Raw genomic sequence first — 12427 nt, 5'->3', positions numbered from 1 at the left:
GTACCTGGCTACCTAACCCTTCTCGGCGCCGTGCCGCACTACGTCGACTACGGTGCCGTTATGATCGTATATCCGAAACTGACTACCTAGTTCTTCGGCCCGGCGTTTCATATTATGAATCCCATAATGCCGGTCGTCGATCTCATCGCGGGTCTCGTTTAGCCCCCGGCCGTTATCGTGAATGGTCAGGTGAAAAGCGCCATCCGGACGGGTAATTAACCGGACGTCGGCGTGGGTAGCCTGAGCATGCTTAACCACGTTACTAAGTGCTTCCTGCACAATTCGGAAGAAATTCAGAACCTGCACCGACGACAGCGGCTCGTTGGGTTCACCGTCTATCTGTACAGTTACCTCCAGGCCATTAATTTGCTGCACGTACCTGTTTACATACTGGTTTAGCCGCTCCCCAAACTCTTCAATTGTAAAACTTTCCTGGTTAATGGCCCAGATCGTTTCGCGAAGTGTGCGTATCGCTTCCCGCGCATACCCAACTACGGCACGTAACTCATCGGCAAGGCGGGGCATTCGCTCATCGCTGTGCGACTCACCCATTCGCCCACCAGTTACGGGTACCTGTTCTGCCTGCCTACTAATGTGCAACAGGCTGGTAATCATCAGCGCCAGTTGGGCGCCTACATTATCGTGAAGGTCGCGGGCAATTCGCTCTTTCTCTTCCAGCATATTGTTGCGCAATGCCAGCGACTGCACTTCGCTTACGTAGGTAGTGCGTTCTTTTTCTCGCTGGCTACTCAACAGTTCGTCGTTGCGGTCGCGCATCAATTTGTAGCGATAAGCCAGGCCGAACGTCAATGCCAACACTTCAAACAACGCCGCAACGGCATACCACCGAAAATCAACCAGTGGCCTATACGTAGGAATCAAACCGAAGTTGGCCATTACCTGCCCGAAATTGAGCAGGTAAAAGGGCGATACCGATACCAGATACAACCAGCCCGCCGCCACGTAGTATCGCCGCCCGATACTCACCACCACAAATGCCCCGATCAACGGCATGGGCAGCCAGTATAGCAGCGTAAATACACGCATAAATGTTACCTCCAGGCCTGGTGGGTACGTTACCAGAAGTTCGGCAGTAAGCATTAGTATGCAAGCCAGCCCTGCCAGCAGGCCCACCGTGCTAAACCGGTGTAACCAGCGGGCCGGGGTTCGCTGCAGCGGCAGAAACGTACGGATGAAAACCAGCTGAGAGTAAAAAAGCAGCAACGGGAACAGGAAATAGATATTCTGACGGGGCAACCAGAACTGCGCATCGAACGCAAACTGATTCATGAAGCCGTCATTGATGAAGAAAAACCCGATGAGGCAGAGCACGCAGAGTGTGTAGCTCCAGTAGATATGGTCGCGGGTGGTAATGAAGAAGAACAGGCTCATTACGGCCACAAACAGGAGTGACAGTAGAACACCACCCCAAAACAGGTACTCGCCCGGCATATTGGCCAGGTAGCCAGCCCGGTGCCACAGGGTCAGGGGAATGACCTGCGTGCCCCTCAGCTTATATACCCGCAGGTAAGCAACCCGTTCAACACCAGCGGGTATGCTGAGCGGAAAACTAAAGTTTCGGTCGGCCAGCGGGCGGGCCTCAACGGGAGTTCGCCAGCCCAGCACCGACGAAGCGGTTAATAGCGAATCGCGGGCGGGATCGACAACAAAAAACTGGAGCGAATCAAAACACCAGAAGTTGATGCGGGCATAGAGTTGGGCGTTCTGGTGTGTGGCGTTATGAATACGGAAGCGAAGCCAGATTGGGTTGGGATGGGCCGTTGCACCGGTATAGCCAACATTAGGGATCGTTCGGCCTACTGATCGGAAAGGCTGGAGCTCAATGCCGGACAAAGGCTGTTGCCGCGACGAATCGACATACAACTCCAGCGCACTCTCAATGGAAAGTTTCTCCCGCAAATCATCCGTTTCGGTCAGCACAACCACGTCGGCGGTTTGCGCACAGGCCCACCCCGGCATACAGAGCCATACTAAAAGAAAAAGACTGGGAGGCCACCAGATCCGCATGACTCACATCAAGGTTATTATCAAAAATAAACGCCGGCACCAGTTTGGCAAGAAACTACTGATGGAAAGGTAATTGTATACTACCCACGTTACTAAAGTGTGACAATTCCGGCCCGTTTTTTGCCGTTATAGGTACGTTAGTCGTTACTCCATTAACAACCTGAACTCATGCGTCTGTCTGCGCTCTTTTTCACTCTACTGCTTGTTGGTCTGCTTGCTTCATTTCGCCCTTCTACGAATCTTCCTGTGCGCGTAGTGCACGCCCACGAAGGCAAGAAAATAAACTGGATCAGCTTCAGGGAAGCCTTTGAACTGAACCAGAAAGCGCCACGCAAGGTCATCATCGACGTGTATACAGGCTGGTGCGGCTGGTGTAAGGTAATGGACCAGAAAACCTTTACCCAACCCGCCATCATTGATTATGTGAATGAACACTATTACGCCGTAAAACTCGACGCCGAACAGGCTGCCGACATCACTGTTGGCGGGCAAACCTTCCGCAAGCAAGGGAGCGCCCACGAACTGGCTATCAACCTATTACAGGGGAAAATGAGTTACCCCTCAACGGTCTTCCTCGACGAGAAAATGGCAATGATCCAGCCAATTGCCGGTTATCTGGAGCCGCGCATGTTCCACCAGATCGTTACTTATTTCGGCGGTAACTATCAGGCCAAAGAACCTTTCGATGCGTTCAAAGCAGGTACGTATGTAAAAGAATTCCAGCCCGCCATGCCCACCACAACAAGCGGAAAATAGCAGCTTTAAGACTATAAATCGACGAAATTCGTGAAGCCTCGGGCAGGTAACCCCTCCCTGATAGGCTGACCATGAATCCATACGGCACTGCCCAGCTCGATAGACATAGCGGTGAATGGCAACTTATCACCATCGATACCATCACAAAGTCGATATGCTTCCGCGCAATTCCCTATGCCACGCGTTCTCCGTTGCCGAATGTGATCCTGTGGAGCACTATTCAGAAAAGGCATTATCTGTATCAATGACAACTGGCGTTTTAATCATTAATAAATCGGCCTATATTCGTTTCTCACCAGTCGGCTTTACTTTGCTCCCCCGGGTATTCAACCTCCTCGCCTACATCAAGCTGGCCCACCATTTTTTTTATACGAATCTGTACTACAAAACGCACCAGCCATTCACGGTCGGAAGAGGCTTTGTCAAGTGAGATCAAGTCCTTGTCAGGTTGCGCCTCCAATTGACTATGGCTGATAAATAGTAGTGCGTTCATTTATTCCCTACTCAACAAAAACAAATCCAATTACATTGGTAATACCCATACGGGCTAATCTGTTATCTCATCCTTTTATTTCGTCAATAGCCTTTATCCCTTTTGCTGAAGTTGGCTTACTTTTAATGGTTTATACAACCAGTTAACTTCATGCACAAACAGTTACGTCTTCTTCTTATCTGCGCCGTTAGTTTCGCTGCGGGTTCATTCATTACCAGTTACAACGCCCCCGAACAGCCCATTACTGCCGAAATGGCGGATGTGGCGTCGAAACTCTTCGGGCTATCGTTTACCCGTGCCGAGCGCGATTCGATGCTCGATAACCTCGTTGACCAACGCCGCGATTTTGAAACGATCAGAACCGTTAAACTGACCAACGACGTATCGCCGGCCCTGTATTTCAATCCGCTGCCAACGGGCTTTGTAATGCCCGTTGGTGCCAGTTCGTTCAAGGCGTCGGCGCTGGGTCAGGTACGTATGCCTGCCAATCGGGATGATCTGGCCTATTATACCGTAGCCCAGTTGGGTGAGCTGATCCGGACAAAGCAGATTTCGTCGGAAGCACTGACCCAGTTTTTCCTGACACGGTTGAAAACATACGGCCCGGCGCTCTTCAACGTCGTTACGCTCACGGAAGAATTGGCCCTGCAGCAGGCACGCCGGGCCGATGCCGAACTGAAAGCGGGTAAGTACCGGGGACCGCTCCACGGTATTCCATACGGCGCTAAAGATTTGCTGGCTCGCCGGGGTTATAAAACCACCTGGGGCTCTGTGCCGTATAAAGATCAGGTGCTCGATTATGATGCCACGGTCATTAAGCGCCTCGAAGATGCCGGAGCGGTGCTATGCGCCAAGCTGGCTATGGGCGAACTGGCCATGGGCGATGTGTGGTTTGGTGGCAAGAGCCGTAACCCCTGGAAATCAGATATGGGCTCCAGCGGCTCATCAGCAGGTTCAGGCAGTACGGTATCGGCCGGTTTACTTCCCTTCGCCATTGGCACCGAAACACTGGGCTCAATTGTCTCACCATCAACCGTTTGTGGCGTTACAGGCCTGCGCCCCACCTACGGGCGGGTGAGCCGACACGGAGCAATGGCCCTATCGTGGTCGATGGATAAAATTGGTCCCATGACCCGCTCGGTTGAAGACTGCGCGCTGGTGTTCAACGCCATTCAAGGCCCTGATCCCCTCGACCCAACGGTAATGAACGTGCCATTCCGGTACGCGCCACTGGCCTCGCTAAAAGGTGTTCGTATTGGTGTGGTACAGAAAGCCTTCGACAGTACGTATCCGAACAAAGCCAACGACCTGGCCACGCTCGACATGCTTAAGAAGCTCGGCGCCACACTGGTGCCGATCGAACTGCCCCCCTTTCGTTATGGTGCCCTGACCATGATTATTGGTGTTGAAGGAGCCGCCGCCTTTGACGAGTTGACCCGCTCTGACCGCGATAGCCTCATGGTTCGGCAGGGCAAATCGGCCTGGCCCAACGAATTTCGGTCATCCCGGTTTATTCCGGCGGTTGAGTATTTACAGGCCAACCGCATACGTACCCAGCTCATCAATCAGATGCACAACGTGCTGAAAAAAGCGCAAGTCGACGTATATATTTCACCAAGCTATGCAGGTGGTAACCTTCAGCTTACCAACCTGACGGGCCATCCATGCGTGGTGCTACCAAACGGTTTTAACGCCCAACAAACACTCACCAGCATCACCATCAACGGACAGCTCTTTGCCGAAGGAGCTGTTCTGGCCGTTGCAAAAGCCTATCAGGATGCTACCGACTGGCACCGGAAACACCCTGTCTTGAATTGAGAGTTAAGAATTAAGAGTGGAGAGGTGCGCTGCTAAGACTTTGTATGGTAACCTTAGCAGCGCACCTCTCCACTCTTAATTCTTAACTATTAACTCTTAATTCTTCACTCTTAACTCTTTTTCTTATTTTTGCACTAAATAGATCGAAAACAGGGCTTTAGGCCCTTAAACGGCATCATAAAGTGGATTTATTTGAGAAACTACGCAGTAATCTCGGCCCAATCGGCTCGAATTCTAAACTCTTTAACGGGCACCATTACTTCGCTTTTCCTAAGCTGACCGGCGAACTAGGGCCCCACATGACCTTCTTCGGCAAGAAGATGCTCAACTGGAGTTTGAACAACTATTTGGGCCTTGCCAACCACCCTGAGGTGCGCGAAGCCGACGCAAAAGCCGCTGCCGACTGGGGGCTGGCTTACCCAATGGGCGCTCGCCTGATGTCGGGTAACAGCGACATGCACGAGGAGCTTGAGCAGCAGTTGGCGCAGTTTGTTGGTAAACAAGACGCGTTCCTGCTCAACTTTGGGTATCAGGGTGTAATGTCAACGATCGAATCATTGGTTGACCGCCGCGACATTATTGTGTATGATGCCGAGTGTCATGCCTGTATCATCGACGGTATCCGGCTGCATAAGGCTAAAATGGGCGACTATTACAAGTTCAACCACAATGACATGGCCAGCCTGGAAACAAACCTGAAGCGGGCCACTAAAAAAGTGGAAGAAACCGGCGGTGGCATCCTGGTGATCAGCGAGGGCGTGTTCGGCATGTCGGGTAAAGTAGGTAGCCTGGATAAGATCGTTGCCTTAAAAGAGAAATACAATTTCCGTCTGTTCGTCGACGATGCACACGGTTTCGGCACCATGGGCCCAACCGGTGCAGGCGTAGGCGAGCATTTCGGCTGCCAGGATGGTATCGATGTCTACTTCTCGACCTTCGCTAAGTCGATGGCGTCGATTGGTGCGTTCGTAGCCGCCGATGCCGATGTGATCATGTACCTGAAGTATAACATGCGGTCGCAGATTTATGCCAAGGCGCTGCCGATGCCGCTTGTTGTTGGCGCCATGAAACGCTTGGAACTGATTAAGAAACACCCTGAGCTTCGCGAGAAATTATGGGAAAATGTGCGGGCACTGCAAAGCGGTTTACGTGAGCGTGGCTTCGACATTGGCGAAACAACATCGCCCGTTACGCCTGTACTGTTGCAAAACGATGGTGGCATTGTTGCGGCAACGGCGATGGTACGCGAACTGCGTGAGAGTTATGGTATTTTCTGCTCAATCGTAACGTACCCAGTCGTGCCGAAAGAAATCATCATGTTGCGTGTTATACCAACGGCGGCCCACTCGCTTGAGGATGTTAACTATACCCTAACAGTGTTCAGTGAGATTGTAGAAAAACTCAAAAACGGTTACTACACACAGCAAAATCCGGTCGGAGTGGCTGAAATGGCACAAACAGCGGTCACAGAGTCTGCCGCTGAGTAAGGTACTGGGGTTTAAGTTGTATTATTCGGTTATTTTTTTGTCACTGCTCTTGCGGTGTATAACAGAATAGCTATATTTCGCCCAAATACGCGTTTTTAGCGCATTTAAGCACTTTTCACACTTAAACCCCAATCGTATGACACGCTTTGAGGAAGTAAAAAACCTGATTATGTCACTCGAAGGCGACTTCGATAAATTCTACGACAAAAAGAATCAGGCTGCCGGAACTCGTGTACGGAAAGGTATGCAGGACCTGAAAACAATGGCCCAGCAGATCCGTTCAGAAGTTCAGGATCAGAAAAACGCGGCTGCAAAATAGTTTGTTTTTCTTGCCACTATTAGTCAAACCCGCCCGAACACCTCAGTTCGGGCGGGTTTGACGTTTATAGGCTGACAATCACATCTAAAAACAAAAGTCCATTCAAACAGTGGGCTAAAGTTGTCTTTTATTATCCCTACTTTTGTGTATTGTTTAGAAATCCAGCTTAGCATCTATACGTAACCAGCCTGAAATGGGACTTTTTAATTTTTTGACTAGCGACATTGCTATCGATTTGGGTACGGCCAACACCCTTATTATTCATAAAGACCGTATTGTAGTCGACGAGCCGTCGATCATCGCCATGGACAAAGTCAGCGGTAAAGTGCTGGCCATTGGGCATAAGGCGATGCAGATGCACGAAAAGACGAACGAAAACATTAAAACGATCCGCCCGCTGAAAGACGGGGTAATTGCTGACTTTACAGCAGCGGAGTTGATGATTCGGGGGTTGATTAAAATGATTGAGTCGGGCAACCGGCTATTCTCACCCTCACATCGTATGGTCATCTGCATTCCTTCGGGCATTACAGAGGTAGAAAAACGGGCTGTGAAAGACTCAGCCGAACATGCGGGAGCCAAGGAAGTGTACATGGTACACGAGCCAATCGCTGCCGCCATAGGTATTGGTATCGATATCACCCAGCCCAACGGCACCATGATCGTTGACATCGGCGGGGGTACTACCGAAATTGCCGTAATTGCCCTGTCAGGTATTGTCTGCGAACAGTCGATCCGGATTGCCGGTGACGTATTTACCCGCGACATTGTGGATTATATGCGTCGTGAGCACAACCTGCTTATCGGAGAACGCTCGGCCGAACAGATCAAAATGGAAGTTGGCTCGGCCCTGCCCGAACTCGACAACCCACCGGCTGATTACGAAATTCGTGGGCGCGATTTGATGACGGGTATTCCGAAAGAAATTAAGGTTACCTACAGCGAAATAGCCTACGCCCTCGATAAATCGATCTCGAAGATTGAAGAAGCCGTTATGAAGGCCCTGGAAGTATCGCCACCCGAGCTGTCGGCCGATATCTATACCAACGGAATTCACCTGACGGGTGGTGGTGCGCTGCTACACGGCCTCGACAAACGGCTGGCCAGCAAAACAAAACTGCCTATTCACGTGGCCGATGATCCGCTCAAGGCCGTTGTGAAAGGAACAGGCGAAGTGATCAAAAACCTCGACCTGTATAAGTCAGTGCTTATTTCTTAAGACACAAGAAGTTAGACACAAGGAATAAGAGGTTTAGACCGAAGGCTATGTAGCTTTGTCTTCGGTCCGACGTCTTATCCCTTGTGTCTTTTTAGTTAAGGTGGAACAACTCTTTGCCTTTATTGCTCAAAGCCGCAACTTCATTCTGTTTGTGTTGCTGGAAGTGCTGTGCTTCTATTTCATTATCAACACAAACAATTACTGGAGCGCGAGTTTTTTCAACACGTCGAATCGCTATGCCGCTCAGATGCTGGCTTGGTCGAATACAGCGCATGAGTACACCAGCCTTCGGCAGGTCAACGCCGATCTGGCCGCCGAGAATCTACGCCTACGTACCCAACTGACACAACGGCAACAGGAACGTAGCCCATCAAGTCCACCGCTTTATAAAGCAGATTCCGTTTTTGCTACCCGGTTTACATTCACGGTAGGCAAGGTGATCAACAATACAACAACCTACGCCAATAATTACCTGACCATCGATAAAGGCACCGCCGATGGCATTCAGCCGGGCATGGGCGTTATTTCGCCTACAGGCATAGTAGGCCGGGTCCGTTTCTGTAAAGAACATTTCTCTGTCGTTACCTCCATCCTGCATTCTGAATTCAGAGTGTCAGCTAATTTGACCAAGGCAGGCGAAATAGGTACCGCCCGCTGGCTGGGTGCGGATCCGACAAAAATGACACTGCTCGATATATCACGCTACAAGCCCGTGAACAAAGGTGATTCAGTAGTGACCTCCGATCAGAACTCCGTTTTTCCGCCGGGTATCCTTATAGGCCGCGTGCGCACAATTGGCCTTCAGGCAAATCAAACATTCCATGATCTGACCATCGACTTATCGACTAATTTTGGCAATCTGTCGTACGTTTATATAGTCCAGAATAGACTGGCGACAGAACAGGAGCAGATTGAAAAACAGGTCGACAGCGAGAAATAACCAGCTCCGGCAGTACCCAACGCCCCACCTACCGATTACATGACCCTTCGCGAAATACTTGTTCTTATTTCCCTCTTTTTGCTTTACCTGTTTCTCCAGATTCTGATTGTCCGGAACCTGGTGCTGTTCGATTACGGCTTCTGCTTTATCTACGTAGCGTGCATTTTATTGATGCCCAACGAGATCAGCCAAACCTGGCTGTTGCTGCTCGCTTTCGCGACCGGCGTAATCGTAGATACATTTTATAACACCTTGGGGATTCACGCGGCCTCAACGGTCCTGATGACGTACCTGCGCCCTCTGGTTGTACGCGTACAGATGAGCCAGCGCATTCAGGAGTCCCGGGTCGTGTTTACATTACAGGAACTGGGCTTTGCCGAATTTTTCAAGTACGTGTTTGTGTTGGTGCTTATTCACCATGCCACGCTCTTTCTTATCGAGGCTGGCAGTCTGTCATTACTGATCCCGACAGCCCTACGGACCCTGGCCAGTGCATTGTTTACCACGCTGAGCATTATTCTGATCCAGTTTTTTGCCAGACGGTAACGCTGCAGATGTCTGAAAGAGTGCTGCACCAGAGATATTGTTGCACTAATTTGTAGTTACAACATCGTATATCTTGCGTCTCACGTTTATATTCCGCCCCGTTAAAGTCAGTTGCAAACACAGCCCCTACCTTATTGGTTCTGCCATTTTGGCCGGTAAACCGTTTAGTTAAACAAAGGTTTGGTTTTTGCAGTAGACTATGTACACCGGCCTCTGCCAGCGCAGAATCTCTTTCAGACTTGCGTAAAATCTGGCGGCTGTCGAGGCAAACCGACTTTAACGCCTACTTTTATGTCGACAATGCCCGAAACTATGTCAGATACGACGCCCACTCGCGGATACACCGACGACCAGAAATACCGGATTTTCAATAAGGAGTTTATGCCCCATATTGATTCCATGTACAACTTCGCTTTCCGTCTGACTATGGACGAAGACGATGCGAATGATCTTGTGCAGGATACGTACCTAAAGGCGTTCCGGTTTATCTCGTCTTTTGAACAGGGAACCAACGCTAAAGCGTGGCTGTTCAGAATCCTGAAGAATAGCTTCATTAACGATTATCGGAAGAAAAGTAAGGAGCCAGCCAAGGTTGATTACCAGGACGTTGAGACCACTTACAATTCAGAAGATTCGGAAACTGAGCATACCGTTGACCTTCGGGCCGAGACGGTCTCAGATCTGATCGGCGATGAAGTAGCTACAGCCCTAAACTCATTGCCCGTCGATTTTCGGACGGTTATTATTCTTTGTGACATCGAAGGATTCACATATGAAGAAATGGCCAAGATTCTCGATATCCCTATCGGTACAGTTCGGTCGCGACTGCACCGGGCGCGTAACCTTCTGAAGGAAAAACTGCGAGATTATGCGGCATCGATGGGTTATAACGAAAATATTGACGACTAAACCGAACTTTTACAATACAGACTTTGGTTAGACCAATAGCAACAATATAACTAATTTTGGAATAAATAAAATTTTTCCAATGCAAACGTCTTTGCCAACATCGTCGCAAGAGGTACCGGAGAGTATGAAACATTCGTGTGAACACCAAAGCGACTGTCTGAAGTTTATTCAATCGGTACTCGACGGAGCAGCGACTGAACAGGACCTTGAGAAATTGAAGCGCAATCTGGAATCGTGCCAGCCCTGTATTAAAATGTACCATCTGGAAAAAGAAATGAAAGCTCTTCTCCAGAACAAGATGGAAAAAAGGTGCTGTCCAGAACGGATCATCGACGATATCCGTAGCCGCATTGCTACCTTCAATTAAGATTTTTTGACCTAATGCCTTCGGGGTAAGTGAGTAAGCCAAATGGCCCCTCACTTACCCCGATTCGTTTTTTGTACCTTTACAGAAGAAATATCATTAAGGTATCATTACGCTACGCTGTCGTTAAATAATCGTTCGTTGTAAAAAGCAATCAATGACCGTCTAATGACAGCATATCGTAACGACAACTTAATGATGTTTTCATTAAACACCCCCCCACTTGGACGGTAAACTCATCATCTTCTCGGCTCCTTCCGGCTCTGGTAAAACAACCATTGTCCATCATCTGCTTCAATCAAATGAAAACCTCGGCTTCTCTATTTCAGCCTGCACCCGCGACCGTCGGGGCCGCGCTGAACAGAATGGACAGGACTACTACTTCCTGACCCCCGACGAATTCAAACATAAAATCGACGCCGACGAGTTTGTAGAGTGGGAAGAAGTATATGTTGGCGCTTTTTACGGTACGCTGAAGTCAGAAATTCAACGTGTGTGGGACAGCGGTAAACACGTACTCTTTGATGTAGACGTAAAGGGCGGCCTGAAATTGAAGCAATATTATGGCGACCGTGCCCTGGCGGTTTTTGTGAAAGTGCCCGACGAAGAAACGCTGCGTCAACGCCTGATTGGCCGGGGAACCGAAACCGAAGACAGCCTCTCGAAACGATTGTTCAAGGTCCACTTCGAAATGTCGTTCCAAGATCAGTTTGACGTCATTCTCGTTAATGACGACCTGGACGAGTCATACGCCAAGGCACAAAAACTGATTGATGAATTCATCAAAAACGATATCGTTCCAGCGAAAGCAACTGTCATCTAATCTGTCTTTAGTCCTCTGTCTTCGCGGAACGCCGCCCGGTCTTCTGTTGCGCAGCTAAGTAACAACCGGCAATTAGCAGCGCAACAGAAGACCGGGCGGCGTTCCGCGAAGACAGAGGACTAAAGACTGTTTTCACATGAAAATTGGCCTATTCTTTGGTTCATTTAACCCCATCCATGTTGGGCATCTGATCGTAGCGAACACCATGGCTACCAGCGCCGATCTGGAGCAGGTCTGGTTTGTGGTGTCGCCCCAGAATCCGTTCAAGAAGACGAAGAGCCTGTTGCATGAGTTTGATCGACTGGACATGGTGGAACGGGCCATTGCCGACAATAACCGCCTGAAAGCTACTGATGTGGAGTTCTCAATGCCCAAACCCAGCTACACCATCGATACGCTGGATGTGTTGAGCCAGAAATTCCCGCAACATACATTTAAGCTGATTATGGGCGAAGACAACCTGGATCAGTTTGCCAACTGGAAACAGTACGAACGCATTCTGAACAACGTTGGCCTGTACGTTTACCCCCGCCCCGCGCGCTTGGGCGAACTAGCCAGCCCGTCGCCTTTCCGTGAGCATCCGAACGTTCGCCTGATTGCGGCACCTCTGCTCGATATTTCGGCCACATATATCCGCGACGCCATTCGCCTTAACCGCTCTATCCGGTATATGGTACCCGACGTAGTTGAGGAGATGATTGAGCGGAAGAAATTCTACGTGTAAG

Annotated in this window: 13 protein-coding genes; 11 read left to right on the top strand and 2 right to left on the bottom strand. The window is 49.8% G+C overall.

What is annotated here, in order from left to right:
- Window positions 1–12: 12 nt before the first annotated feature.
- The gene (locus J2I46_RS17700; RefSeq protein ID WP_207330385.1) at window positions 13–1980 is read right to left on the bottom strand and encodes a sensor histidine kinase; all 1968 of its coding nucleotides are present in this window, start codon (window positions 1978–1980) and stop codon (window positions 13–15) included.
- 216 nt (window positions 1981–2196) lie between these two features.
- Here J2I46_RS17700 and J2I46_RS17695 point away from each other — a divergent pair, with 216 nt between their 5' ends.
- Window positions 2197–2784: a thioredoxin family protein gene (locus tag J2I46_RS17695; RefSeq protein ID WP_207330384.1), complete on the top strand. Its 588-nt coding sequence runs from the start codon at window positions 2197–2199 to the stop codon at window positions 2782–2784.
- A gap of 292 nt (window positions 2785–3076) precedes the next feature.
- Here the strand turns inward: J2I46_RS17695 and J2I46_RS17690 are convergent, their stop codons facing one another.
- Complete coding sequence (locus tag J2I46_RS17690) at window positions 3077–3277, bottom strand: hypothetical protein (RefSeq protein WP_207330383.1); 201 nt, start codon at window positions 3275–3277, stop codon at window positions 3077–3079.
- Window positions 3278–3427: 150 nt separating this feature from the next.
- Between J2I46_RS17690 and J2I46_RS17685 the strand changes: the two genes are divergently transcribed.
- The 10 genes from J2I46_RS17685 (at window position 3428) to nadD (ending at window position 12426) form a co-directional block, all read left to right on the top strand.
- Window positions 3428–5095: an amidase gene (locus tag J2I46_RS17685; RefSeq protein WP_207330382.1), complete on the top strand. Its 1668-nt coding sequence runs from the start codon at window positions 3428–3430 to the stop codon at window positions 5093–5095.
- 182 nt (window positions 5096–5277) lie between these two features.
- Entirely contained in the window at window positions 5278–6582 is a 1305-nt protein-coding gene (locus tag J2I46_RS17680; RefSeq protein ID WP_207330381.1) for an aminotransferase class I/II-fold pyridoxal phosphate-dependent enzyme, read from the top strand.
- Window positions 6583–6718: 136 nt separating this feature from the next.
- The gene (locus tag J2I46_RS17675; protein ID WP_085411376.1) at window positions 6719–6901 is read left to right on the top strand and encodes a BF3379 family histone-like protein; all 183 of its coding nucleotides are present in this window, start codon (window positions 6719–6721) and stop codon (window positions 6899–6901) included.
- Window positions 6902–7094: 193 nt separating this feature from the next.
- Window positions 7095–8120, top strand: a complete 1026-nt coding sequence (locus J2I46_RS17670) for a rod shape-determining protein (protein WP_085411377.1) — start codon at window positions 7095–7097, stop codon at window positions 8118–8120.
- Between the two features lie 100 nt (window positions 8121–8220).
- A complete protein-coding gene (gene mreC, locus J2I46_RS17665; RefSeq protein WP_207330380.1) occupies window positions 8221–9060 on the top strand; it encodes a rod shape-determining protein MreC in 840 nt (279 codons plus the stop codon).
- A gap of 39 nt (window positions 9061–9099) precedes the next feature.
- Window positions 9100–9606: a hypothetical protein gene (locus J2I46_RS17660; protein ID WP_207330379.1), complete on the top strand. Its 507-nt coding sequence runs from the start codon at window positions 9100–9102 to the stop codon at window positions 9604–9606.
- A gap of 291 nt (window positions 9607–9897) precedes the next feature.
- Complete coding sequence (locus tag J2I46_RS17655) at window positions 9898–10515, top strand: sigma-70 family RNA polymerase sigma factor (protein WP_085411381.1); 618 nt, start codon at window positions 9898–9900, stop codon at window positions 10513–10515.
- Between the two features lie 124 nt (window positions 10516–10639).
- Complete coding sequence (locus J2I46_RS17650) at window positions 10640–10882, top strand: hypothetical protein (RefSeq protein ID WP_207330378.1); 243 nt, start codon at window positions 10640–10642, stop codon at window positions 10880–10882.
- 220 nt (window positions 10883–11102) lie between these two features.
- Complete coding sequence (gene gmk / locus J2I46_RS17645; protein ID WP_207330377.1) at window positions 11103–11702, top strand: guanylate kinase; 600 nt, start codon at window positions 11103–11105, stop codon at window positions 11700–11702.
- A 136-nt stretch (window positions 11703–11838) separates the two neighbouring features.
- Entirely contained in the window at window positions 11839–12426 is a 588-nt protein-coding gene (nadD, locus tag J2I46_RS17640; RefSeq protein WP_207330376.1) for a nicotinate (nicotinamide) nucleotide adenylyltransferase, read from the top strand.
- The last annotated feature ends 1 nt before the right edge of the window (window position 12427 follow it).

Source organism: Fibrella forsythiae (assembly GCF_017353175.1).
In the GTDB taxonomy this organism is placed as follows: Bacteria; Bacteroidota; Bacteroidia; order Cytophagales; family Spirosomataceae; genus Fibrella; species Fibrella forsythiae.
Note: the sequence above shows the minus strand (reverse complement) of the source record. Positions and strands in the feature narration are given on the sequence as shown.